The organism is Arthrobacter sp. FW306-06-A, assembly GCF_021870055.1.
In the GTDB taxonomy this organism is placed as follows: Bacteria; Actinomycetota; Actinomycetes; order Actinomycetales; family Micrococcaceae; genus Arthrobacter.
The window spans coordinates 3,585,811-3,610,700 of record NZ_CP084552.1; the positions used below are offsets into that span (position 1 = coordinate 3,585,811).

General features: G+C 67.2%; 21 protein-coding genes and 1 pseudogene. 15 read left to right on the forward strand and 7 right to left on the reverse strand.

Annotated elements, in window-relative coordinates; translation table 11 throughout:
• The first annotated feature begins 31 nt into the window (after positions 1-31).
• The 9 genes from LFT49_RS16800 to LFT49_RS16840 all read left to right on the forward strand — a co-directional run bounded on the left by LFT49_RS16800 (position 32) and on the right by LFT49_RS16840 (position 10,479).
• On the forward strand, positions 32-2,218 hold the full coding sequence (locus tag LFT49_RS16800; RefSeq protein WP_237428838.1) for a heavy metal translocating P-type ATPase: 2,187 nt from the start codon (positions 32-34) through the stop codon (positions 2,216-2,218).
• Positions 2,219-2,250: 32 nt separating this feature from the next.
• Positions 2,251-2,757, forward strand: a complete 507-nt coding sequence (locus LFT49_RS16805) for a hypothetical protein (protein ID WP_237428839.1) — start codon at positions 2,251-2,253, stop codon at positions 2,755-2,757.
• A gap of 57 nt (positions 2,758-2,814) precedes the next feature.
• Entirely contained in the window at positions 2,815-3,465 is a 651-nt protein-coding gene (locus LFT49_RS16810) for a DUF305 domain-containing protein (protein WP_237428840.1), read from the forward strand.
• Positions 3,466-3,611: 146 nt separating this feature from the next.
• Positions 3,612-4,277: an arsenate reductase/protein-tyrosine-phosphatase family protein gene (locus tag LFT49_RS16815; protein WP_236799459.1), complete on the forward strand. Its 666-nt coding sequence runs from the start codon at positions 3,612-3,614 to the stop codon at positions 4,275-4,277.
• Positions 4,278-4,404: 127 nt separating this feature from the next.
• A complete protein-coding gene (locus LFT49_RS16820; protein ID WP_236820382.1) occupies positions 4,405-5,562 on the forward strand; it encodes an LCP family protein in 1,158 nt (385 codons plus the stop codon).
• A 30-nt stretch (positions 5,563-5,592) separates the two neighbouring features.
• A complete protein-coding gene (locus LFT49_RS16825) occupies positions 5,593-6,744 on the forward strand; it encodes an LCP family protein (RefSeq protein WP_237428841.1) in 1,152 nt (383 codons plus the stop codon).
• An 87-nt stretch (positions 6,745-6,831) separates the two neighbouring features.
• Entirely contained in the window at positions 6,832-8,523 is a 1,692-nt protein-coding gene (locus LFT49_RS16830; RefSeq protein WP_237428842.1) for an alkaline phosphatase D family protein, read from the forward strand.
• A 221-nt stretch (positions 8,524-8,744) separates the two neighbouring features.
• Positions 8,745-9,536 (forward strand): histidine phosphatase family protein, encoded by a 792-nt coding sequence (locus LFT49_RS16835; protein ID WP_236799463.1) that lies wholly within the window; start codon positions 8,745-8,747, stop codon positions 9,534-9,536.
• Complete coding sequence (locus LFT49_RS16840) at positions 9,520-10,479, forward strand: NAD(P)H-hydrate dehydratase (RefSeq protein ID WP_237428843.1); 960 nt, start codon at positions 9,520-9,522, stop codon at positions 10,477-10,479. The genes LFT49_RS16835 and LFT49_RS16840 overlap by 17 nt, the downstream gene beginning before the upstream one ends.
• Positions 10,480-10,699: 220 nt before the next feature.
• Here the strand turns inward: LFT49_RS16840 and LFT49_RS16845 are convergent, their stop codons facing one another.
• The 3 genes from LFT49_RS16845 to LFT49_RS16855 form a co-directional block, all read right to left on the reverse strand.
• Complete coding sequence (locus tag LFT49_RS16845) at positions 10,700-11,122, reverse strand: Hsp20/alpha crystallin family protein (RefSeq protein WP_236799465.1); 423 nt, start codon at positions 11,120-11,122, stop codon at positions 10,700-10,702.
• A 629-nt stretch (positions 11,123-11,751) separates the two neighbouring features.
• Positions 11,752-13,368 (reverse strand): FAD-dependent monooxygenase, encoded by a 1,617-nt coding sequence (locus tag LFT49_RS16850; RefSeq protein WP_237428844.1) that lies wholly within the window; start codon positions 13,366-13,368, stop codon positions 11,752-11,754.
• A 12-nt stretch (positions 13,369-13,380) separates the two neighbouring features.
• Positions 13,381-13,941, reverse strand: coding sequence for a hypothetical protein (locus LFT49_RS16855; RefSeq protein WP_237428845.1), 561 nt, complete (start codon positions 13,939-13,941; stop codon positions 13,381-13,383).
• A gap of 157 nt (positions 13,942-14,098) precedes the next feature.
• Between LFT49_RS16855 and LFT49_RS16860 the strand changes: the two genes are divergently transcribed.
• The 3 genes from LFT49_RS16860 to LFT49_RS16870 all read left to right on the forward strand — a co-directional run bounded on the left by LFT49_RS16860 (position 14,099) and on the right by LFT49_RS16870 (position 17,868).
• Complete coding sequence (locus LFT49_RS16860) at positions 14,099-16,315, forward strand: S9 family peptidase (RefSeq protein ID WP_237428846.1); 2,217 nt, start codon at positions 14,099-14,101, stop codon at positions 16,313-16,315.
• Positions 16,316-16,460: 145 nt separating this feature from the next.
• Positions 16,461-16,667: a DUF2945 domain-containing protein gene (locus LFT49_RS16865; protein WP_043452340.1), complete on the forward strand. Its 207-nt coding sequence runs from the start codon at positions 16,461-16,463 to the stop codon at positions 16,665-16,667.
• A 4-nt stretch (positions 16,668-16,671) separates the two neighbouring features.
• Complete coding sequence (locus tag LFT49_RS16870; RefSeq protein WP_236799471.1) at positions 16,672-17,868, forward strand: NAD(P)/FAD-dependent oxidoreductase; 1,197 nt, start codon at positions 16,672-16,674, stop codon at positions 17,866-17,868.
• A 2-nt stretch (positions 17,869-17,870) separates the two neighbouring features.
• Here the strand turns inward: LFT49_RS16870 and LFT49_RS16875 are convergent, their stop codons facing one another.
• The 3 genes from LFT49_RS16875 to LFT49_RS16885 are packed head-to-tail and all read right to left on the reverse strand — an operon-like array spanning position 17,871 to position 19,934.
• Complete coding sequence (locus LFT49_RS16875; protein WP_237428847.1) at positions 17,871-18,431, reverse strand: GNAT family N-acetyltransferase; 561 nt, start codon at positions 18,429-18,431, stop codon at positions 17,871-17,873.
• 5 nt (positions 18,432-18,436) lie between these two features.
• Positions 18,437-19,597 carry an acetate kinase gene (locus LFT49_RS16880; protein ID WP_237428848.1) on the reverse strand — a complete coding sequence of 387 codons (1,161 nt, stop codon included), beginning with the start codon at positions 19,595-19,597 and terminating at the stop codon, positions 18,437-18,439.
• Between the two features lie 55 nt (positions 19,598-19,652).
• Positions 19,653-19,934, reverse strand: coding sequence for a VOC family protein (locus LFT49_RS16885; RefSeq protein WP_237428849.1), 282 nt, complete (start codon positions 19,932-19,934; stop codon positions 19,653-19,655).
• Positions 19,935-20,142: 208 nt separating this feature from the next.
• Between LFT49_RS16885 and LFT49_RS16890 the strand changes: the two genes are divergently transcribed.
• From LFT49_RS16890 to LFT49_RS16900, 3 genes are all read left to right on the forward strand, one after another.
• Positions 20,143-20,322 carry a hypothetical protein gene (locus LFT49_RS16890; RefSeq protein WP_237428850.1) on the forward strand — a complete coding sequence of 60 codons (180 nt, stop codon included), beginning with the start codon at positions 20,143-20,145 and terminating at the stop codon, positions 20,320-20,322.
• 271 nt (positions 20,323-20,593) lie between these two features.
• Positions 20,594-20,884 (forward strand): hypothetical protein, encoded by a 291-nt coding sequence (locus LFT49_RS16895; protein ID WP_237428851.1) that lies wholly within the window; start codon positions 20,594-20,596, stop codon positions 20,882-20,884.
• Between the two features lie 484 nt (positions 20,885-21,368).
• On the forward strand, positions 21,369-22,568 hold the full coding sequence (locus LFT49_RS16900) for an IS30 family transposase (RefSeq protein ID WP_442863690.1): 1,200 nt from the start codon (positions 21,369-21,371) through the stop codon (positions 22,566-22,568).
• Positions 22,569-22,640: 72 nt separating this feature from the next.
• Here the strand turns inward: LFT49_RS16900 and pta are convergent.
• A pseudogene (pta, locus tag LFT49_RS16905) lies at positions 22,641-24,764 on the reverse strand (phosphate acetyltransferase).
• Positions 24,765-24,890 lie beyond the last annotated feature (126 nt).

The window sequence follows — 24,890 nt, forward strand, 5'->3', positions numbered from 1 at the left end:
GCCGGGCAGCGATTGCCTCCAAGGAGGAACCATGCAGGATCACCACGATATGCAGGACCAGCACGGCACGCAGGACCACCCCGCCGTGCACCACCAGGGAGGCGGGCATGACCACCCCCAGCCGCCCGGGGGGACGCTCACGGAGCCCCCTGCACACAGCGCCGGGCACACCGGACACCCGCAGCACGCCGGACACGGCCAGCACGACGACGACCACACCATCCACACGCACGGCCAGCACGCGGGGCACAGCACGGCCATGTTCAAGAACAGATTCTGGCTGACGCTGGCCCTGTCCATTCCCGTGGTCTACTTCAGCCCCATGATGGCCCACCTGCTGGGCTACATGCCGCCGGAGTTCCCCGGCTCCGCCTGGATCCCCCCGGTCCTGGGCACCGCGATTTTCCTCTACGGCGGCCAGCCGTTCCTCAAGGGCGGCCTGCAGGAGCTCAAAGACCGCACCCCCGGAATGATGCTGCTGATTGCCATGGCCATCACGGTGGCCTTCGCCGCCTCCTGGGTCACCAGCCTGGGCATCGGCGGCTTCGACCTGGACTTCTGGTGGGAGCTGGCCCTGCTGGTGGCCATCATGCTGCTGGGGCACTGGATCGAAATGCGTGCCCTCGGATCCGCGCAGGGCGCCCTTGATGCCCTCGCCGCGCTGCTGCCGGACGAAGCCGAGCGCATCACCGACAGCGGCACCGAGACCGTTCCCGTGTCCGAACTCAACGCCGGGGACCTGGTCCTGGTGCGTCCCGGAGCCCGCATGCCCGCTGACGGAAACGTGGTGGACGGCCAGGCCGAGTTCGACGAGTCCATGATCACCGGTGAATCCAAGACCGTGGCGCGTGGCGCAGGCGATCCCGTGGTGGCCGGAACCGTTGCCACGGACAGCAGCGTCCGCGTCCGGGTCACGGCCGTTGGCGACCAGACCGCCCTGGCCGGGATCCAGCGGCTGGTGGAGGAAGCACAGGCCTCATCATCACGCGCACAGGCCCTGGCGGACCGTGCCGCAGCCTTCCTCTTCTACTTTGCCGCCGGCGCCGGGGTCCTCACCTTCATCGCCTGGACGCTGATGGGAAGTGTCCCGGACGCCGTGACCCGGACCGTCACCGTACTGGTCATTGCCTGCCCGCACGCCCTTGGCCTGGCCATCCCTCTGGTGATCGCCATTTCCACCGAGCAGGCGGCGCGGGCCGGCGTCCTGATCAAGAACCGGATGGCGCTGGAACGGATGCGGACCATCGATGTGGTCCTGTTCGACAAGACCGGCACCCTGACCACCGGCGAGCCGGAGCTGAAGGACGTTGCCGTAGCTGAAGGAGCAGATCCGGACGCGGTGCTTGCCCTCGCCGCCGCCGTGGAGTCCGACAGTGAACACCCCGTGGCACGGGCCATCGTCCGCGCTGCGAAGGCACGGAACCTGGCGCTGGCTCCGGCCACCGGCTTCACCTCGCTGACGGGCCGCGGCGTCCGCGCCAACGTGGAAGGCCGTACGGTGCATGTGGGCGGGCCGGCGCTCCTGCGCGAGCTCGGCGTCGTGGAACCGGCCTCCCTGGCGGGGAGCACCAAAGCCTGGATGGACCGCGGGGCAGCGGTCCTGCACGTTGTCGACGACGGCAACGTCCTGGGCGCCGTCAGCATGGAGGATGCGGTGCGGCCGGAGTCCCGGCAGGCTGTTGCTGCCCTGCAGCGGCGCGGGGTCAAGGTGGCCATGGTTACCGGTGACGCGCACCAGGTGGCCAAGGCCGTGGCCGCGGATCTGGACATCGACGAGGTGTTCGCCGAGGTCCTGCCCGCGGACAAGGACAAGAAAGTGGCCGAGCTACAGGGCCGCGGCCTGAGGGTGGCCATGGTGGGCGACGGCGTCAACGACTCACCCGCGCTGGCCCGTGCCGAGGTGGGCATCGCCATCGGCGCCGGAACCGACGTGGCAGTGGAATCCGCCGGCGTGGTGCTGGCCGGAAACGATCCGCGGGCCGTGCTGTCCATGGTTGACCTATCCCGTGCCAGCTACCGGAAGATGTGGCAGAACCTGGTGTGGGCCACCGGCTACAACGTCCTGTCCGTGCCATTGGCTGCCGGTGTCCTGGCATTCGCCGGGGTGGTGCTGTCGCCCGCAGCAGGGGCGGTGCTGATGTCCGCGTCCACCGTGGTGGTGGCACTGAACGCCCAGCTCCTCCGGCGCCTGAAACTGAACCCGTCCGAGGTACGTTGAACATTCCAGGCACATTGAAAGGAGGGACGGCCATGACCACCCGCGCCGTGGCGTCCCTCCTTCGCTGTGCCTGGCTGCTGGCCGCTGCCCTGGCCGTCATCGCAGGGCTGCTGGGCATGCACGTGCTCACCTCCGGGCATGGCTCGCACGGGTCCGGCCTGCAGGTCATGATTTCCCACAGTCCGGCTTCTCCTGTGGCGTCCGCCCACCCATCGCACAGCGCCGGGCACTCCCCCAGCCACACCGCCGTCGCGCATTCCGCTGCTGCCGGCGGCCATGCCGGCGAGCGCCCCGGCTCCTCCACTCCGGACGCGCCAGCCCTTGCCTCGCCCGCCTGCGGCGATTCCTGCCCGGGCGCCCAGGAATCGGGCGCGCCCTGTGTCCCCTCTGCGCCCGGCAGCCCGGTCACCCTTTCCCCACCCCAGGCATCCCCCGCCGCGATTCCTGCACCTCGCGCCCCCGGTAGCACCGCGGGCGCCGGCTACGGCTACCTGCCGCCCAGCCCCACACCCTGCGACCTGTCGATCAGCCGGACGTAATCCGGACTGCGCCACATCCATCGCGGCCCAGTTCACCCACTCCCCTGAAAGACAACCATGAACACCACCATCAAGACCCTGTCCATTGCTGCTGCCCTGGCGGCCTCGCTCGGCCTGGCAGGCTGCGCCGGCAACGCCGGATCGGGCAACAGCATGCCCATGGACCACGGGAACTCCGGCCCCATGTCGAGCACGATGCCCAGCTCCGGGGCCATGTCCAGCGGGGGCACGACGCCCACCGCGGATGCCGACCATAACCAGGCCGACATCATGTTTGCCCAGATGATGATCCCGCACCACGCCCAGGCGGTGGAGATGAGCGGCATCATCCTGGACAAGCAGGGCGTCCCGGCGGAAGTGACTGCGCTTGCCAGCAAGATCAAGGCGGCGCAGGCCCCCGAGATCGAGCAGATGACCGGCTGGCTCCAGGGGTGGAACGCACCCACCATGATGAACGACCACACCGGCCATGGCATGACCGGCATGGTGGACGACGCAGGGATCGACAAGCTCAAGTCGGCCACCGGCACCGACGCTGCGCGGCTTTTCCTGGAGCAGATGATCGGCCATCACGAGGGCGCCATCGACATGGCCCAGCAGGAGATCAGCGCCGGCAAATCCCCTGAAGCCGTGAAGCTGGGCCACGAGATCGTGGACGCGCAGCAGACGGAGATCATGCAGATGAAGCAGCTGCTGGCCACGCTCTAGCGTGGGACAGCCCGCCGACCTGGCGGGAAATGTGAACGACGCGGTGGCGGCACCCGGTGTGGGAGCCGCCGCCGCGGCGTCGCATGTTAAGTTGAAGGGCACGGGCCCCACCGGACCGCCGCCAGCTGGGAAAAGAGAAAATCTCCTTGGACACTTCCGCACCAGTACGAATCCTGACCGTCTGCACCGGCAACATCTGCCGGTCGCCCGTGGCCGAACGGCTGCTGCAGGCGGGGCTTGACCAAGTAGTGCCCGGCGGTTTCGAAGTCTCCAGCGCCGGGACCCGCGCCCTGGTGGGCCAGCCCATGCAGCCCATCTCGGCGGACATCGTGCGGACCTTCGGCGGGAATCCCGAAGGCTTCGCTGCCCGGCAGCTCACCCCCACAATCCTGCGCGGCGTGGACCTGGTGCTCACCATGACGTCCGGGCACCGCGGCGAGGTCCTGCAGCTGGACGCGTCCCTGCTCAAACGGACCTTCACCATCCGCGAGTTCGCCCGGATGCTGAATGTCCTGGACCAGCGGGCCGCCGAAAATGACACCCAGCCCGCCGGCCCCCAGGAAGCAGCGTCCGACGACGAGTCCCGGCTGGCTGCCAACGCCGCCTTTTGGCGCGGGCTGCCAGCCCGCGCCGCCGGGGTGCGGCACCTCTCGCTTCCCGCCGACCCCGCCGAAAATGACATCGTGGACCCCTACCGCCGCTCGCCCGAGGTCTACCGGGAGATGGAGGACCAGCTGGCTCCGGCGATCGTCTCCATCCTGCGCCACGCCCGCCTGAACGCGCCCGTGAGCCCGGACGCCGCCCAACTGTAGGTCCTGCCGCAGAGGCTCCACCCATCCGGCGTCTGGTCTCGGGCCTGCCGGCTGGTGTGGAACAGAGTGCGGTTTTTCTGTGGATTTCCCCGATGTAAGGCATTTTTTCCGGTGCTAATTTTCCGAAATGAGCACCCAGGCGAAGCTTCGCAGTACCGGCGCCGTCCGCGTTGTTGAGCGGTCCAAACGCCGTCGGCACCCGTTGCGGACCGCGCTGCTGGTGCTGCTCGCCGCAGCGATCCTGATAGCCGCCGCAGCCGGTACGTACCTTTTCAGCCTCGGCCGTGCGTACGATTCACAGGCGAAGGTCATTGACAATCCATTCCCGTCCGAGTCCAACCGCCCTCAGCCGCGTTCCGCTGCGCCGTCCGGCGTAACACCGGCCGAAGGCACCGGCACTGGTGCGGCGGCCGGGCCCGCAGCAGGGCCCGCAGCAGCCGCCCCTGCCCAGGCACCCGGCGGGCAGGCGCTGAACATCCTGGTGATGGGCAGCGACAGCCGCGGGGCAACGGTTGGCAAGGCTGAATCCGGCAGCAGCTCGGATCAGCGCGCTGACACCCTCATGCTGGTGCACATTCCCGCGGACCGATCCAAAATCTTCGCCATCTCCCTGATGCGCGACCTGTGGGTGGACATTCCGGGTCACGGGAGGGCAAAGATCAATTCAGCCCTCGCCTACGGGGGCGTCCCCCTCATGGTGCAGACGGTGGAGACCATGTTCAACGAGCGCGTGGACCACGTGGCCATGGTCGACTTTGAGGGCTTTGTTGGCCTCACGGATGCCCTCGGCGGGGTTGAGGTGGACATCCCCCGGTCCTTCGTTTCCGCGCACGACAAATTCTCCTACCAGCAGGGGCGTACCCTGCTGGACGGCAAGCACGCCCTGGAGTTCGTCCGCGAGCGCTACTCCTTCACCGATGGCGATTACCAGCGGGTGCGCAACCAGCAGGCTTTCGTGCGGGCGCTTTTCGCCAAGAACCTCAGCCCGGAAACCCTTCTGAACCCGGTGAAGGTGCATAACGTAGTCACTGCCATGTCGCCGTTCATCAGCGTGGACAGCGGACTTAACGCAGCGGCCCTGGCAAACCTGGCCTTGGAACTGCGCAACGTGCGTGCGGACGACATGGAAATGTTTACCCTTCCCACCCTGGGGATCGGAACCTCCGCGGACGGCCAGTCCATCGTCCTTCCGAACCAAACGGCAATCAAAGACATCGGCGATGCGCTGGCAGGTGACAGTTTGGACAACTATGTAGCCAATAACGGCTTGCCGGACGGACACTGATGCCACCAGTCACAATGAGGTGGAGGCGTCATGAGCATCCCAGGCGGTCCTGATCCGTCCGGTCCCGTCGGCCCCGGCAATTCCGGTCCGCCCACAGGCCCATCCGCGCCCCGGCCCGGATGGCTGGTTGCCCTGGGACGCCGCCGCTGGATCGTGGCACTGGTGGTGCTGGCCCTTGTGGCGGCAGCCGGCATCGCGGTCTTCAGCCTGAACCGCGCCGGCCAGGAGGCACAACCGGCAGCCACCCAAACCCAGCCGCCCAGCGAAACGCCCAGCCCAACGCCTACGCCCACTCCTTCCGAAACGCCGCCGCCGGCTCCCGCTCCCCCGCCCCCGCCTCCCCCGATCCCGGAACTGCCCGCAGTTCCGATGAACATCCTGGTGATCGGCAGCGACATCCGCGGCGGCACGCCGGCGCGGGACGCCGCCGCCCATACGGCAGCCACCGGCGAAGCCCAGGACCAGCGGGCGGACTCCCTGATGGTGGTTCACGTCCCGGCCGACCGCCGGAACCTTTACCTCATCTCCATCAACCGCGACAACTGGGTGGACATCCCCGGCTACGGGGCCGCCAAGATCAATGCAGCCCTGCAGTATGGCGGCATCGACATGGAAACTGCCACCGTGCAGCAACTGCTGGGAATCACCATCGACCACACGCTGATGCTGGACTTCGGCGGGTTCAAAATCCTGGTGGACGGCCTGGGCGGAATCGACGTCAATGTGCCCATCCCTTTCCAGTCCAGCGTTGAAACCCAACACGTCTTCCCCGCAGGCATGAACCACCTGGACGGGCAGGCGGCGCTGGAGTTTTCCCGCGAGCGCTACGCCTTCGCCGACGGCGACTTCCAGCGGGTCCGCGACCAGCAGATCATGCTCCGCGCAATCCTGGCGCGCCTCACGGCTGGAGGTGCCCTCAACGATGTGAATACGGTTCGGTCCCTGGTCGACTTCGCTTCCTGCTGCCTCACCGTGGATAAGGCCTTCGACCCCGTGCAGGCCGCCATTCTGGCTTACAGCCTGCGGAACCTGGACGTGAACGCCATCGGCACCATGACGCTTCCGACGGCGGGTTCAGGTTTCGTGGCCGGACAATCCGTACTGTTTCCAGACTATGGCGGCATCGCGGCCGTGGGCGCAGCACTCCGGGAGGGCCGGATCGGCGACTTCGCGAAGCCATAGGGCGCAACCCCCGCTGTTCAGCCGCGGCTCGCCGCCCGTTCACCGTGACGCCAGAGTCCGTGTACCGGCCGGGGCAACCCTGAGGACATGACCGAGTCTTCCCCGGCAGGGGTTTCCCGCCGCACCATCGTCAAGAGTTCTGTCCTCGCCGCCGCGCTGGCCTCCGTGCCCGCCGCCAACGCCACGGCCGCCACCCAGTCTCCCGCCGGCGTCGCCCTGGTGCGCAACCGGCTCACACTGCCCAGCGGCATCGCCACCGGCGATGTCACCTCCGATTCGGCCGTGCTGTGGTCGCGCGCCTCGGGAGCCGGCCGGATGACGGCGGTCCTGCGGGCAGTGGACGACGGCGGCCAGGTGCTGCGCGGGCGCGGCGCCTTTGAGCGGGTCCTCCGCGGGCCCCGCGCCACCCAGGCATCCGACTTCACTGCCAAAATCCACGCCGGCAACCTGCCGTCCAACACGCGTTTTGCGCTGGAGATCAGCTTCGACGACGACGCCGGCGCGGCCAGTGAGACGGTTCGCGGCAGCTTCCGCACGGCCCCCGACACCGGGACGGTCAACGGCAAGGGCCGCACCGGCGACACCACAAACGGCGGCGACGTCCCGGCGTCGTCCGCGCAAAGCTTTGTGTGGACCGGCGACACCGCGGGCCAGGGCTGGGGCATCAACGAGGAAATCGGGGGGATGCGTGGCTACCGGGCCATGCACCAGACCCGCCCGGACTTCTTCATCCACTCCGGCGACACCATCTACGCCGACGGCCCCATCGCCGAAACCGTTGTGGAAAAGGACGGGCAGGTGTGGCGGAACCTGGTCACGGAAGAGGTGTCCAAGGTTGCCGAAACGCTGACCGAATTCCGCGGCCGCCACCGCTACAACTCCATGGACGCCAACATGCGGGCCATGTTTGCCGACGTTCCGGTGATCGCCCAGTGGGATGACCACGAGACCCACAACAACTGGTATCCGGGCCAGATCATCGACGACTCCCGCTACACGGTGCGGGACGTCAACACCCTTGCCGCCCGCGGCCGGCAGGCCTGGCAGGAAAACATGCCCATCGCCGACAGCTCGGCCATCTGGCGCCCCGGAACGTTCGATGATGCCGGGCAGTACCAGCCGGCCCGGATCTACCGGAAGATCTCCCGGGGCCCGCAGCTGGACATCTTCTGCCTGGACATGCGCACCTACAAGTCCCCCAACACGGACGGCAAGGAACCCTACGCCACCAACATCCTTGGCCAGGAGCAGGTGGACTGGCTCATCCGCGAGGTGTCCAGGTCCAAGGCGACATGGAAGGTGATTGCCAACGACCTGCCGCTGGGCATTGTGGTGCCGGACGGCCCGGTCAACCAGGAGAGCCTGTCCAACCGGGACAACGGCGCTCCCCTGGGCCGTGAACTCGAAATCGCAGGAGTGCTCAGCGCCTTCAAGCGCAACGGCGTCAAGAACACCGTGTGGCTCACCGCCGATGTGCACTACTGCGCCGCCCACCACTACTCCCCCGAGCGTGCTGCCTTCACCGACTTCGAACCCTTCTGGGAGTTCGTGGCCGGGCCCATCGCCGCCGGCTCCTTCGGCCCCAACAGCATGGACGGCACCTTCGGCCCCGAGGTGGTGTTCGCAAAGACCGGACGCTTCGCCGGAGAATCGCCGCGCGACGGCGAAAACCAGTTCTTCGGCCACGTCCAGCTGGGCGAGGACAACAGCTTCACCGCCAGCCTCCGGAACGCCAACGGTGCCACGGTGTTCTCCAAGGTCCTGACGCCCGAACGGTAAGCCCTGCCCTCGACGCGCAGAACCACTGGCGACGCGCATATTCCCTGACGCGCCGATATTCGGGGCGCGTCGATGATTTTGCGCGTCGCTGAGGAAAATGGGCGTCGAGCCGTATGGTCCGCTGCCGCCGCCGTCGTTATTTGCGCCTGCCCCTGGGTACGCCGTTGGTAGTGTTCCTGCATTCGACACAGCATTTGGCAGGGTGAGGACGGGGTGATTTCTTGAAGGACACTTCAGCAAACGACGACGGCCTGACGGAGGCCGTCCAGCAGGCCGGGGCGGTGGAACTGCTGCTGATCCGCCATGGCGAGAGCGAAGGCAACGTTGCGGCCACGGAGGCCCGCGAGGCCGGCGTGGAGGTCATCAAGGTTCCCGCCCGGGATGCGGACGTGGACCTGTCCGGCACCGGCAGGGACCAGGCCAAGGCGCTGGGCATGGCACTGGGACGGATTGCGGAGGAGTTCCGCCCTGACACGGTGGTGTCCTCCCCGTATGCGCGTGCCCGCCAGACGGCTGAGATCGCGGTGGAAACCGCAGGCTGGCCAGTGCAGGTGCGCATAGACGAACGGCTCCGCGACCGCGAACTGGGCATCCTGGACCGGCTCACGCGGCTGGGCGTGGAAAACCGCTACCCCGAGGAATCCGAACGCCGTGACTGGCTGGGCAAACTCTACTACCGGCCACCGGGAGGGGAATCCTGGGCGGACGTTGCGCTGCGGCTGCGGTCCGTCCTGGCCGAGCTGAACAACCTTGGCCTTGGCCAGCGGGTCATGCTGGTGTGCCACGACGCGGTAATCATGCTGTTCCGGTATGTCCTGGAAGGGCTCAGCGAAAAGGAACTGCTGGACCTGGCAGCCAGGGAGGCCATCCTCAACGCGTCACTGACCAAGTTTGTCCGCCCCTCCGGGGTGGGGCCGTGGACGCTGGAGAGCTTCAACGTGGCCGACCATCTGGCCGAGCAGGGCGTCGAGGTCACCCAGCACGCGGGAGACACCAGTGTCCGCCCACGATAACGCACCCGGGCCCACGCTGGTGACGGCGACGCTCCTGCGGGGGTGGCCACTGCCGGCGCCGGGCGAAGATAAGTATTCACGCGGCTCCGTGTTGGTAGTGGGCGGGGCCAGGGCCACCCCGGGGGCAGCCCTTCTGGCCGGCACCGCAGCCTTGCGTGCCGGGGCCGGGAAAGTCACGCTGGCAGTGGCCGAGTCAGTGTCAGTGCAGCTGGGGGTGGCACTGCCTGAGTGCGGGTCCATCGGCCTTCCGGAGACTCCCGGCGGCTCCGTCAAACCGGAACTGGACCGCATTTCCTCCTACCTGGACCGGGCCGACGTCATCCTGGTAGGGCCCGGCCTGGACCATCCCGACCTCGCCCGCGAACTGCTGGAAGCGCTGCTCGGGCAGAATAAGGAATCCAACAGCGGCGCCCAAGGTGACGCCGGCCGGGGCTCCCAAGGCGACGCCGGCGCAAAGGAAGGTCCCGCCGTCGTCCTTGATGCCTACGCGTTGGGTGCCTTGGTGCCCCTGGAGGACCAACTCGGCCCCTGGCGCGGCCGGCTGATCCTCACCCCCAACCCGAAGGAAGCGGAGGTCCTGCTGGGGCGGGAGGTGAATGACCTCGAAAAGGACCTGGCCGAGATCTCCGCCAGGTTCGGCGCCGTGGTCAGCTGCCAGGGGCTGATCACCCAGCCGCCCGGCCTGAACCCGGACGAGCCGGAGCTGTGGAAAATCACCACGGGGTACGGCGGGCTGGGTACGTCCGGCAGCGGCGACGTCCTGGCGGGAGCCATTGCCGGGTTCCGTGCCCGCGGAACCACCGGCGCCCAAGCGGCCTGCTGGGGCACCCACCTGCACGCAGCCGCGGGGGACCGTTTGGCCGTCAGGCTGGGACCGCTCGGGTTCCTGGCCCGCGAACTGGCCGACGAACTGCCTGCCCTGATGCTGGAATTCAGCGTCTAACGCCCGGCGGCAGGACACCCGGGCACGCGGATGGCCCCCGGCTAAACCCGGGGGCCACCGTGTCGGGAGGTTGAGGCCTAAGCTGCCGATGCGCTGTCTGGCGCTGTGGCGTTGCACAGATGGCGATTCGCCCCAAAAAGGCAGTCAACAGATCTGGCCGCCTCCCGATCCTTTTCCGAACCTCTTCGGGTCCCTGCGCTTGGCGGGATCCCTGCGCCGGCTATGCGGAGATCTCCTGCTTTGCCCCCTTCGTTTGAATCTCAATCTTGCGCGGCTTGGCCTTTTCGGCCACCGGGATCCGCAACGTCAGGACGCCGGCGTCGTAGCTGGCCTTGACGTTGTCCGTGTCCAGCGTGTCGCCGAGGATCAGCTGCCGGCTGAAAACGCCGCGCGGCCGTTCACTGGCGATCAGTTCGGTGTCCTTGCCCACGGGATCGGGCCGTTCCGCCCGCACCGTCAGGACGTTCCGTTCCACGTCCAGGTCCACCGAATCCACAGCGACGCCGGGCAGATCGAAGGCCACGACGAATTCCTGGTCCTCACGCCATGCATCCATCGGCATCGCCGCCGGGCGTGCAGAGGTACCCAGGACCTGCTGGGCCAGCCTGTCCAGTTCGCGGAACGGATCGGTGCGCATCAACATGGCTTCCCTCCTCGTAAGAGATGGTCCAACATCGTTTCCACATCAGCCGATCTGTATTGGCTGATATAGATTTTTTAGCACCGCAGCAGCAGGTCTTCAAGGGGTTCCTGCATGGTTTTTGGGTGATTTTTCTGCCCGTCGGGGCCTGACTCCGCAGTCGACGGCACCAGGGAAAAGGGCCTTCCACCCAGCTGCTGCTGCGCGGAAGGCCCTTCATCGAGTCACTGTTTTAAGGTTTTCGGTCAGTCCCTGGTGGGGTCGGGACGAAGCGGCGCCGGACCTGGATCCGGGACCGGCAGCGGGCCGGGCGCCGGCGGTGCCGGGAACGGGTTGGGGGACGGCGGACCGGGCGGCCGCGGCTGGGTGGGATCCGGCGATGTGGGCTCGGGACCGGGTTCGGGCGGAAATGGCTCAGGTTCGTGCACTGGCGGGATGGTCATGGAAATTCCCCTCTCACGCTGATCGGATCAAACACTGGGCGAATCACACACCGGGCGATGTGCCTTGAACTGACCAGACTACGCCCGCAACCCCTTCTCAACTACCCCCGTTGCTCTATCAGATGTGGTCCCCAAAGGGCCCTTTTAGGAGCCATAACTGATAGAGCATCACGACGGCGGGAGGGCGCCTTAGTCCCGCACGGCACCGACCAGCCGCAGCCAGTCGCGGAGCTGGACCGGGTCCGCCTCGCCGCAGCGGAAGCCCACGTAGCCGTCGGGCCTGATGCCGGCCACTCCCGTGCCGGGGTGGCTGGTGAGGCGGTGGACATGCAGCAGCCGGGGCTGGCTGTCCATCGACGCAACGGCGGGGATGGCGTCCAACGCGACTGGGCCGGCGTCGCGCTCCAGCAAAAGGTGGAGTCCCGGCACCGCGGTCAGCTCATGCAGGCGGACGGAGCGTCCATCCACCGCAGCCGGAGCATCGGGCAGCCGTTTGCCGGGCCGCGGCCACCCGCGGGCCTTGGGCGTGCCCTCACGCGAGATGGCGCTGTTCCGGTAGTTCACGAACGGCTGGGCCAGCAGCCTGACTCCCCTGGCGATGAGCCACCGCCGGCGGAGGAGCAGCGGCATGACCGGAGCGAACGCCGGCAGGATGCTGCGGGCCAGGCGTGCCGCCGGATGCGGCGAGGCTTCGCCGAAGAAGATCAGGTGCGTCAGCGCCAGCACCCGCCGGGCCGCGGGCAGCCGCTCCTGCCCGTAGGTCTGCAGCAGTTCCGGAAGCGGCCTGCCGGCGGTCGAGGCGAACCCGAGTTTCCAGCCGAGGTTGAGGGCGTCCAGGATGCCGTTGTTCATGCCCTGGCCGCCCGCCGGGGAGTGGGCATGCGCCGCGTCGCCGGCCAGGAAGACCGGGCTGCTCCCGAAGGTGCTGGCAATCCGGTGCTGCAGCGGGACCCGGGCGGACCAGCCCACCTCCCGCACGCTGGCCTCCAGGCCCGAGTCCTTCACCAGCTGCGCCACCTCCTCCGGCGGTATGGGCGGACCCAGCTGGCCGAAGCGGGCGCCGGAATCCGGGACCGCCGGACGCGTGGCCAGCATCCGCCACGTAGCCCCCTCGCCCAGGGCAAAGAGGAAGGCCAGCCCGGCCTGCCCCACCGCAACGTGCAGCAGCCCGGGGTCCAGGCCACCATCGAGTTCGAGGTCGGCCAGGACCGCCTCCACGGGGTACGGGCCTCCGCGCCACTGCGCGCCGGTGATGCCGCGGACGGTGCTGGACTGCCCATCGCAGCCGGCCAAAAAGCGGGAGACGTGATGCCCCGGCCCGTGGGCTCCCTGGAGCTCGGCGCGGACCAGTCCGCTTGATAGCGCTTGCAACCCGCCGTTGTCCTGGTGCAGGCCACGGAACTCCACACCCCAGTCCACCATCACGCCTCTGTCCTGCAGCGCCTGCCACAGGACCTCCTCGACGTCGGCCTGCCGGACCAGCGTCAGGTGCGGGAAGGCGGTGTCCGGAAGATCTGCGTGCCCCAGCCGTGCTTCAACCACCCGCCGCCCCAGGTGGATCCGTGCCTCAGGCGCAGTGTCCGCCCGCTCCAGCAGGCCAGCGGTTACACCGAGCGGGCGGAGTCCCTCCAGTGCCCGGGCATGCAGCATGAGCGCCCGTGAGGGGCGGACCCGGTGATCCCGCCGGTCCACCACCCGCACGGTGGCGCCGTGGGCAAGGGCCTGGAGTGCGGTGGTGAGCCCGGCGGGACCTGCGCCGACCACTAGAACGTCCGTGTCCGCCGTCGTCCCTTGCTTGCCTGGCATGCCCACGGGCCGTCACTTTTTCACGCGGAGCCGCCACCAGGCGTGGTCGGTTCCGGCGGCCGCAATCCTGGCCGGGTCCGCCAGCACCTCCTCGCGGCGCAGCCCGGGAAGCACCTTGTAGCTGATCGATCCGGAGACGCTGACCAGTTCCAGGACCCGCCAAAGGGCCGACGCATAGTTCCTGGCGCGCTCGGCGCCGTCCCACTCGTACAGCCCGCGATAGGCGCCGAAGGTGTCGTGGGCGCACCAGAGTTTGGAGATAAAGCCCGGGAACCCTACGAAGAGCGGGGTGTTCAGGATGCTTTCCGCTTCGAAGAGGCGGTGCGCCCGGCCCCGCACCAGCCGCAGCGTGAACGCCACCACCAGCACGCAGGGCTCGGCGGGCAGGCGGTCGACGGCGGTCTCCCGGTAGACCCGCGAGGTGCTTCCGTCGGCGAAGCGCAGGACCCGGCCCACGTTGTCCTTGGGAAGGTGCACCTGCCGGCGCGCCAGCATGACGCAGGACGTTCTGACGCTGTGGGCCACCGCCAGCCAGGCCTTGGACCGGGGAGCCGGACCGGATTCGGGGGTCATGGCGTTCTCCTTTACCTGCGCTTTCCTGCCGCGCCCCTCCAGCCTGCCGGGATGTGGACGCAAAGCTCCAGAGTCTTTCGCCCCTTTAGGGCTGCGGCGTCTCCCCCGTCAGCGAACGGCCTGCCGACTTCTTGGGGGCGGTCTATATATTGAATCCATGACCTCCACTTCCCTGCAGGATTCCACCGGCACTGCGATCCCGGCGCCCCCGGTGGCCAAGAAGATCCCCACCGAACGCATCCACCACGGGGAGACGTTCGTGGACAACTACGAATGGCTGCGGGACAAGGAGTCGCCGGAGGTCGTGGAGCACCTGCGGGCCGAGAACGCCTACCAGGAAGCCGTCACTGCGCACCAGGAACCGCTCCGCGAAGCCATCTTCCAGGAGATCAAGGGCCGTACCCAGGAAACCGACCTCTCCGTCCCACACCGGAAGGACGGCTGGTGGTACTTCAGCCGCTCGGCCGAAGGCAAGGAGTACGGCATCCACTGCCGGGTGAAGGCACAGGACACCGGGGACAAGGTGGCCGACTGGACCCCGCCGGCCGTGGAACCCGGCATGGAGATCCCCGGCGAAGAGATCCTGCTGGACGGCAACGTGGAGGCCGAAGGCAAGCCGTTCTTCTCCGTAGGCGGAACCGCCGTCACCGTTGACGGCACCCTTTACGCCTATGCCGTGGACAACTCCGGTGATGAACGTTTCACGCTGCGGATCAAGGACCTGCGCACCGGTGAGCTCCTGCCGGACGTCATCGAAAACATCTTTTACGGTGTTGCCTTCTCCCCGGACGGCACCCGCCTGTTCTACACGGTGGTGGACGAGTCCTGGCGCCCCTATCAGGTGAAGTCCCACGTCCTGGGCACCCCTGTGGCCCAGGACGCGGTGGTGTACCAGGAGGACGACCCCGCCATGTGGCTGGGCTTCGAGCTTTCCGCTGACCGGCGCCACCTGGTGCTGGGCATCGGGTGCTCTGAGTACAGCGAAACCAGGCTGCTCCGGTTTGACGACCCCGCCGGAACAGTCAGCACCGTGATTTCCCGGGACGAGCGGATCCTGTACGAAGCCGAGCCCTTCCTGCTCGACGGCGAAGAAAAAATCCTGCTCACGCACAACCGCGGCGCCATCAACTCCATGGTCTCCCTGGCGGACCCGGCCGAGCTGGAAAGGCCGCTGGCTGACCAGACCTGGCAGACCGTCGTCGAACATTCCAACGACGTGCGCGTCAACGGCGCGGGCGTCACTTCCACGCACCTGATCGTTTCCATCCGCAAGGACACCATCGAGCGGGTCCAGGTGCTGGGGCTGGCCGGGCTTGGCACGCCCGCGCAGCAGGAGCCCGTGGAGCCGGCATTCGATGAGGAGCTCTACACCGCCGGCGTGGGCGGCTCCGACTATGAGGCACCTGTGATTCGGCTGGGCTACACCTCCTACTTCACGCCGTCCCGGATCTACGACTTCGTCCTGCCCACCCCGGAGCGACCCTCCGGCGAACTGCTGTTGCGCAAGGAAAGCCCCGTGCTGGGCGGCTACGACGGCAGCGACTACGTTAACACCCGTGAGTGGGCGACGGCGGCCGACGGCACGCGGATCCCGCTGTCGGTCCTGCGGCACAAGGCCGTCAAGCAGGATTCGACGGCGGCGGGCCTGGTGTACGGGTACGGCTCCTATGAGATGAGCATGGACCCGGGCTTCGGCATTGCCCGGCTGTCGCTGCTGGACCGCGGCGTGGTGTTCGTCATTGCGCACATCCGCGGCGGCGGCGAGCTGGGGCGGCACTGGTACGAGGACGGCAAGAAGCTCACCAAGAAGAACACCTTCACGGACTTCGTGGACGCCACGGACTGGTTGGCCGGCTCGGGCTGGGTGGATCCCTCCCGCATCGCCGCCCTGGGTGGTTCGGCTGGCGGACTCCTCATGGGGGCCGTGGCCAACATGGCGCCGGAAAAGTACGCGGCCATCGTGGCCCAGGTGCCGTTCGTGGATCCGCTCACCAGCATCCTTGACCCGGACCTGCCGCTGTCCGCCCTGGAGTGGGAGGAATGGGGCAACCCGATCACCGATCCCCAGGCCTACGCCTACATGAAGTCCTACTCCCCCTACGAGAACGTGCGGGAGGTGGCCTACCCCAAAATCGCCGCGGTGACGTCCTTCAACGATACCCGCGTCCTCTACGTGGAACCGGCCAAGTGGGTGCAGGAACTGCGGAACAGGACCACAGGGTCCGAGCCCATTGTCATGAAGATCGAGATGGACGGCGGCCACGGCGGCGCATCCGGCCGCTACGTGCAGTGGCGTGAACGGGCCTGGGACTACGCGTTCATCGCCGACGCCCTGGGCGCCACCGAACTGCTGCCAGGCGCCGGCCTGAAGTAGCCCATCGATTGCTCCGTTGTTGTCCTTTTGGGCCCGCTAAACGGCAGGTACGGAGCAATCGATGTTCACCCGCGCACCTGGCAAAGCTAACCATGCTTACTATTGGGGGGCACGTGTTTTCCGGCGGGATACCAGAGGAGCAGGCATGTCATTGAGCAAGGGAACGCACGTGGAGTGGAACACTTCACAGGGCAAGACGCACGGCAGGATCGTGGAGAAGAAAACCAGCGACTTCGAACTCGACGGCAACACCCACCGGGCCAGCGAGGACGAACCACAGTACGTGGTGGAATCGGACAAGACCGGCGCCCGTGCAGCGCACAAGGCGTCCGCGCTGACCGAGAAGAAGTAGCGCCGTGGCTGCCCAGCACGAGGTGGTGATCATCGGCGGCGGCAATGCCGGGATCTCCCTGGCGGCCCGGCTGCAGCGCTACGGCGTCAAGGACGTGGCGGTGGTCGAGCCCCGGGACCACCACCTCTTCCAGCCCCTGTTCTCGCATATCGCCGGCGGGCGGGCACAGGCCCAGGAGGCTGTCCGGAGCCAGGAGTCGGTGATCCCCCAGGGCGTCACCTGGATCCGGGATGCTGCCGTAGGCGTGGACGCGAACGCCAACACGGTCACCCTCGGATCAGGGACTTCGGTAGCTTATGGGCAACTGGTGGTGTGCCCGGGGCTCCAGTACGACTGGGACCGCGTGCCCGGCTTGCTCGACGCCGTCCATTCCCCGTACGGCGCCTCCCACTACGACTTCGAACTGGCCCCCAAGGCCTGGGCGCTGCTCAGCGCCCTGCGCTCCGGCACGGCGGTCTTCACCATGCCGGCCGGGCCGATCAAATGCGGGGGCGCCGCGCAGAAACCCATGTACCTCGCGTGTGACTACTGGCGCGGGCAGGGGGTGCTGGACAAAATCCGCGTGGTCATGGTGCAGCCGTACCCCACCGTGTTCGGGGTGCCGGAGGTGGACCGGGAACTGGACCGCAAGATCGCCGAGTACGGAATCGAGCTGCGGACCAACAGCGAACTGGTGGCCGTGAGCCCGGCCGGCCGCAGGGCCACCATCCGGAACAACGCCGCCAACACCACCGAGGACCTGACGTACGACGTCCTCAATGCCGTTCCGCCGCAGTCGGCCCCGGACTGGCTCAAGGCCACGGACCTGCCCGCCGCGGGGGACGCAGGCGGCTTCGTGGAGGTGGACCGGCAGACGCTCAGGCACCTCCGGTACCCCAACGTGTGGTCCCTGGGCGACGCCGCGGGCACCACCAACTCCAAGTCCGGCGGGTCCCTGCGCAAGCAGGTCAAGGTGGTGGCAAAGAACCTGGTGGCAGCCCGGAAAGGAAAGCCGCTGCGGGCCAAGTACAACGGCTACTCCGTGTGTCCGTTCACCGTGTCACGGGACACCGTGGTGTTCGCCGAATTCGACGACCGGTACCGGCCCATGCCCACCATCCCGCGGCTGCCCACGTGGAATGAAAGCAAGCTGTCCTGGGTGCTGGACCGCGACATCTTCCCGAAGATCTACTGGAACCTGATCCTCAAGGGACGGGCGTAACGCTAGCCGGCGGTGCCGATGCGCCACTCATCGGCAAGGATCGAGTAGATGAGCTCGGTGGCCCACTGGCCTTTGTAGTGCCACTTATCGATGTGCCGCGCTTCCAGCCGCATGCCCAGCCGGCCGCAGAGTGAAGCCGAGGCACTGTTGAGTTCGTCCAGCCGGGCTTCAATCCGGTGCATGCCCAGCTCCTCGAAACCCAGGCGCAGGACGGCCTGGGCGGCCTCCGTTCCATAACCCTTGCCGCGGGCACCCGGTGCCAGGGTCCAGCCCACTTCGCCCTGCCCGCGTCCCGGCAGCCATTTGAGCACCACTTCGCCCTGCAGCCCGGGCTCATCCGCCGCTTCGATGGCGAGAGCCGCCCAGTCCCCCTCCTTCTCGAAGGAAAAGTTGGCGTACCGGCCCACCCGCTCCATCGACTGGGTGTAGGTCTTGGCCGGTCCGGGAAGGTACCGGGCGGTCTCCGGCAGCGAGTGGTAGGCGTGGAAGGCTTCCAGGTCGCCGCCGTCGAACCGGCGCAGGACCAGCCGGTCAGTGCGGATGGGAAGGGAAATCTCCGGCATGCGTCTTAGCGGCTGGCGGAAACGACGGCGGCCGTCGCCTCGGCGATGGCGCGCTCCTCGTCAGTGGGAACCACCAGGACAGGAATCGCGGAGGACTGCGTGGATATCACGCGCGGCTCCTTTGACCGCTCGGCGTTCAGGCCGCCGTCGAGCTCTATGCCCAGAGCGCCCAGCCGGTCCGCCACCTGGGCCCGGAAGTGCTGTGAGTTTTCGCCAATCCCTGCGGTGAACACCAGCGCCTTGGCCCCGCCCACCGCCACGTGATAGCCGCCGATGTACTTGGCCAGCCGGTAGGAGGCCACGCTGAGCGCCATGGCTGCGCGCTCGTCGCCGGCCTCGGAGGCCTCCACCACGGAGCGCATGTCGTTGTGCCCGGCAAGGCCTTTCAGACCAGACTCGCGGTTCAGCATGGTGTCGAGGTCCTCGGGCGTCCAGCCGGCGCGGCCGAGGAACACCAGGATGGAGGGGTCAAGGTCGCCGGAGCGGGTGCCCATCACCAGGCCCTCGAGCGGGGTGAAGCCCATGGAGGTGTCCACGGAGCGTCCGCCGCGGATCGCGGTCACGGACGCGCCGTTCCCCAGGTGGGCGATCACGCCGTCGAACTCCTCCACGGGGAGGTCCAACAACGCTGCCGACCGGCGCGCAACGTACTGGTTGGAGGTGCCGTGGAAGCCGTAGCGGCGGATGCCATGGTTGGTGTAGAGCTCATCCGGGACCGCGTACCGCCAGGCATACTCGGGCAGGGTGCGGTGGAAGGCGGTGTCAAAGACTGCAACCTGAGGCATTTTGGGCCATTTCTTGGTGATGGCGCGGATGCCCAGGACGTTGGCGGGGTTGTGCAGCGGGGCCAGGGGGTTGAGCCGTTCGATGGCACGGGTGATTTCGTTGTCCACCAAGACGGGCTCGGCGAACCGCTCGCCGCCGTGGACCACCCGGTGTCCCACCGCCCCCAGTTCCAGGTCGCCCAGTTCCTGGTGGATGGCCGCGTCCACCTGCTCCAGTGCCTCCGCATGGTCCCGCGGGCCCACCAATTCGCCATCCCCGCCGCCGCCGTTGCCCACGCCGATCTTCTCGATCAGCCCCTCGGTGAGGACGGTCCCGGCGGCCACGTCCCGGACCTGGTACTTCAGTGACGACGAACCGGAATTGATGACGAGCACGAGCATGCGGGGCCTCCTCAGCCTGGCGTCTGCAGTTCAACCCCCACTATAGGTTGCGCGGCTAACGGTCGGTCAGCAGCAGCGTGTTGCCGTCAGGGTCCTGGGCTGTAAAGAAGAGGCAGACGTCCGGGGCGCCCGTGATGGCGCCAACGGCAACCCCGTTGTCTGCGAGCCGGGCGCGGGCTCCCTCCAGGTCCTCGACCAGGAAGTTGCAGGTTGCCCAGGCAAGGCCGGGCTGGGCGTTGATACCGCTGTCCGGCCCCATGAGGGTCACCGATGCCGTTCCCGCGGCGGAGAGGACGGCCGAGAAGTTGTTGGCTTGCCCCACCGTGAGTCCGAGCATGCGGCTGTACCAGTCGGCTGCGGTCTGGGTTCCGGACGGGGATGAAGGCGGTGGTTATGGCTGTACCGGGCATGCCTGCGATGCTAGCCCACCCCTCCGACAGAGGGCCCCACAATGACCCCGGGAGGGGACAGTCCGTGTCACCGCCGGCTTCAGGGGGCGCTTTTTTGGGGGCCAATCCCCCTCGAACGGGTCCATCAAGGTGAACGTGGAGGACTTGGCCCTGGGCGACAAATACGCAATTGGAATTCATACCACCCATTCGCAGCGCGACGGCAAGACCTTGGACCAGCGTGAAATCCTCGTCTTCCGTATCTCCGGCGGGAAAATCACGGAGGGCCTCGAATTCCCGGAGGACAGCGCGCAGCTGGCCGACTTTTCGTCCTGACCTGCCGCGCTAAAAGGGCTTTCGCTGCAGCGGCACGGGAAGCTTGCCAAAATTATCATCAGTATGCTTACTATGGACGCAGCCGATCGGAAACGGCTGCGAACGGAACAGCGAAAAGGTGCGCTCAGCGAACGGGGCGCACCTTTCCCGTACCCGCTTGTGGCGGCAGGTTTTCCAGGCACAGATACTCCGCCGTGGGTTCCTTGCGGATCAGCGGAGCCTGTGCATAGAGTCGGCGAACAAGGCTGGACCACGCCGAGAGGACAATTCCATGACGAACGAGCCCAATTCGATCGACGAGAACGACCCCACCAACACGGGATCCAGCAGCACCGCCCCACTCAACGCGCAGCCGGATTCCGGCAGCAAGGACGATCCCACGGGGGTGGAGGGCGCCAACCCGGCCCTGGACGATACCGGCCACCTCAAGGCCGCCGAAACGGGAGAAGCGCCGGAGGCCCCGGAGAACCGGGAGGACCTGGACCTTACCCCGCAGGGCCTCTCCGATGAGCCTGCCAAGGAGGAGGACCCGGAGAGCCTGGCCAAGCCGGACAACAGCTGACTGTTCCCCGACAAAAAGTACGACGCCGGCACTTTCCCTTGGGTTCTAGTGGTCGTTGCAACACCCCTTAGTTTTGGGAGTTGCAACGACCATGTCGTCTTTAAGCGAGGGCAGGACCCCTCGACGGAGCTATACCTCCGGGGAAAGGGAAGGGTTCTTCCGGGCACTGGCAAGCGCGGGGAGTGTTGCTCTTGCCGCGGCTGAGCTCGGGCTTAAACCGTCGGCGTGCTACCGGTGGCTGCGTGAGGCGGGAATATCTGCCGGCACCATAAATGGCGGGAATGTCCGTGGGGCGAGAGTAACCCCGGAGGTGAAGGCAGCGTTCTTCAAGGCTTTGGCGCGTACCGGTAGCACTACGGTTGCCGCTGCCGAACTGGGGTTGAGCCGTCAAACTTGTTACAAGTGGACCCAGAAGGCCGGGCTTGCGCGGAAACGCACGGAAGGCCCCAGCCGTGAGGATTTCCGCAAGCTCCGCGAAGCTGGAATGACACGCCGGGAGGCTGCCAAAGAACTGGGCATTAACCGGTGCACGGCCCAGGAATGGGACAACGGGGTCAGAAGGACACGGAACGGGCGAATCTACCGTGATGGCCGCCGGGTCGATTACACCAGTGGTGTGATGACACTGACCACCGACGAAGCGATCACCGATTCTGGCGCGTTTCCCGCACTTGCGGCCTTGGAGAAACCACTGGATGCCAGATTCCTGACTTTGCAGGACCGGGAACGGATTGCTGACCTCCGCGCTGCCGGCACACCGGTCCGGAAGATCGCCAGGGAGCTGGGCCGGTCCGCCTCGACCATCAGCCGGGAACTGGCCAGGAACAGTGTCAACGATGGGAAGTATTACGCCTATGCAGCCCAACGTGCCGCGACCGCCCGGCGGCCCCGGCCCAAGGACAGCAAGCTGGTCACTCACCACCGGTTACGAAAGTATGTGAAGAAGAAGCTGCTTCGGCGCTGGTCACCGGAACAGATCAGCAACAAGCTGATCAGGAAGTTTCCCAACGACCCGGAGATGCGCGTGAGCCCAGAAACGATCTATCAGGCCCTCTACTTCCAGGCCCGCGGAGGACTCAAACGTGAAGTCCAGGCAGCTCTGCGCACCGGCCGGACGCGCCGTAAGCCTCACAAGGACCCCCAGCAGCGGCAGCCCCGCTTCGCTGACCCTATGGTGATGATCTCCGAACGCCCACCCGAAGTTGAAGACCGCGCCGTTCCAGGACACTGGGAAGGAGACCTGATCACCGGGGCAAGCAACCAGTCCGCCATCGCCACCCTCGTTGAACGCACCACCAGATACGTCATGCTCGTCCATCTGCCCGGAGACCACACCGCCGAAACCGTCCGTGATGGCCTCATCGCCACGATGAAGACACTCCCCGAACACCTCCGAGGCTCCCTGACCTGGGACCAGGGCGCGGAAATGGCAGCCCACAAATCCTTCACCATGGCCACGGACATGCAGGTCTACTTCTGCGACCCCGCCAGCCCCTGGCAACGCGGCTCCAACGAAAACACCAATGGCTTGCTGCGCCAATACTTCGAAAAAGGCACGGACCTATCCATCTATGGCCCCGAAGACCTCGAACACGTCGCCCAAGAACTCAACAGCCGACCACGCAAAACGCTCGGCTGGGACACCCCAGCCGAGCGTCTGCGTGATCTACTAATGACCACATAACACCAGCAGTGTTGCAACGACCCCTAGAAACCGCCTCCGAAGTGCCGGCGTCGTACTTTTCTGCGTGGTCCTTCAGGAGGCCGGTGCCTCTGCTGGAGCCTGGAGACTTTGGGCTTGCGCCGGGCTTTGGGCCTGCGCCTGGATGGCCGTAATGGCCACCGTGTTCACGATGTCCTCCACCGTGCAGCCGCGGGAGAGGTCGTTGACCGGCTTCCGCAGCCCCTGCAGGACCGGCCCAACTGCGACGGCACCGGAGCTCTGCTGCACGGCCTTGTAGGTGTTGTTGCCCGTGTTGAGGTCCGGGAAGATGAACACGGTGGCCTGCCCGGCCACCGAGGAACCGGGCATCTTGGATGCGGCGATCGAGGCGTCCACGGCTGCGTCGTACTGGATGGGACCTTCCACGGCCAGGTCCGGCCGGCGTTGGCGCACCAGTTCGGTGGCCTGCCGCACCTCGTCCACCGCCTCGCCGAAGCCCGAACCGCCCGTCGAGTAGGACAGCATCGCCACGCGGGGCTCCACCCCGAACTGCGCGGCGGTCTCCGCTGAAGCGAGCGCGATGTCCGCCAGCTGCTCCACGTTCGGGTCCGGGTTCACGGCGCAGTCGCCGTAGACCAGCACCCGGTCCGGCATGAGCATCAGGAACACCGAGGACACGATCTTCACACCCTCCCGGGTCTTCACGAACTCGAGCGCCGGCCGGATGGTGTGCGCCGTGGTGTGGGCGGCGCCGGAGACCATGCCGTCCACCACGCCCAGCTGAACCATCATGGTGCCGAAGTAGCTTCCGTCCTGCATGATTTCCAGGGCCTTGGGCAGGTCCACGCCCTTGTGCGCCCGGAGCTCGGCGTACTTCTCGGCGAACTTCGGCCGTAGCTCGGACGTGGCCGGATCAATGACACTGATACCGGACAGGTCGATGCCGTTTGCCGCAGCCAGTTCCCGGACGGCGGATTCGGGGCCCAGCAGGGTAAGGTCGCAGACGTCGCGGCGGTGCAGGATCTCGGCCGCGCGCAGGATCCTGACGTCGGTTCCTTCCGGCAGGACCACGTGCCGGCGCTGCGCCCGGGCCCGCTCGACGAGGTCATGCAGGAACCGCAGCGGCGTCATCCGCTCCGCCCGCGGCAGGTGCAGGCGCTCCACCAGTTCGGCCTCATCAACCCGGCGGGACCACAGCCCCAGGGCGGAAGCCACCTTGCGCCGGTGCCCGGACCAGATCTCGCTGCGCACTTCGGACACCCGGCGGGCCGTCTGGTACGTGTCCTCGTCCGCCGCGAACACCGGGAACGGCGCCTGGGCCAGGAGCGGGTAGATGTTGGCGTCCGGGGCCAGGCCGCCGGTGAGGATGAGTGCAGACGGCACGGGAAACTCGGGCGAGAACGAGGACGCCAGGCAGGCCACCATCACGTCCGCGCGGTCCCCCGGCACGATCACCAGCGCGCCCTCATCCAGCACGTTCAGGAAGTTGCCCACGTTCATGGCGGCCACCTTGATGTCCTAGACGTCGCGCTCCATGTCCGGCGTACCCGCGATCTGCCGCACGCCCAGCGCCATGGCCACCTCACCGGTCGTGGGCCTGGCAATTTCCTCCAGCTCCGGCAGGATGTAGACCGGCCGGCCGGAGGCACCCGGCTTCAGGGCGGCGGCCATGGCGTCCAGGTCATCAGCGTCCGCGCGGTTGACCATGATGGCCAGCAGCGCGCACTTCTCGGCGGCGAGTTCCTTGCGGGCAACTTCAACGGCGGCGGCCGTCTCACTGACGGTGCGGCCCTTGGCGCCTACCACCGCCATCACAGGGGTGGCGAGGTTGTTGGCCAGCCGGGCGTTCAAGTCGAATTCGACGGCGGAGTCCTGGCCCACCAGGTCGGTGCCTTCGACGATCACCACGTCGCAGAGGCGGGCGATGTCGGCGAAGATCTCCACGCACCTGGCGTCGATCTCCGCCCGGTTTCCCTCCGCGAGCAGGGTGCGGACCTCCTCGTAGGTCAGGCCGCCGCGGCACCGGTCATCGTCCAGGGCGAACCGGGACTTCATCAGTGCCACCATGGGGTCATCGGCGGCTGAGGGGCCGTGGACCACCGGCTTGAAGAAGCCGATCCGGTCCGCGTGCCGGTGCAGGGTGTCCGCCAGCCCGAGGGCGATCAGGGACTTGCCTGATCCAGGAGTTGTTGCGCTGACGTAGATGCCTTTGGCCATGGTCCGCCCTTTGCTGTCCTTGCTGGTGCCGGTACCCCCATCCTTGCACTTCCCTCCCCGCGAAATGGCACTTGGCGGCAGTGTTCAGCGCCGGGACTGCCGCCAAGTGCCACTTCGCGGGGAAAG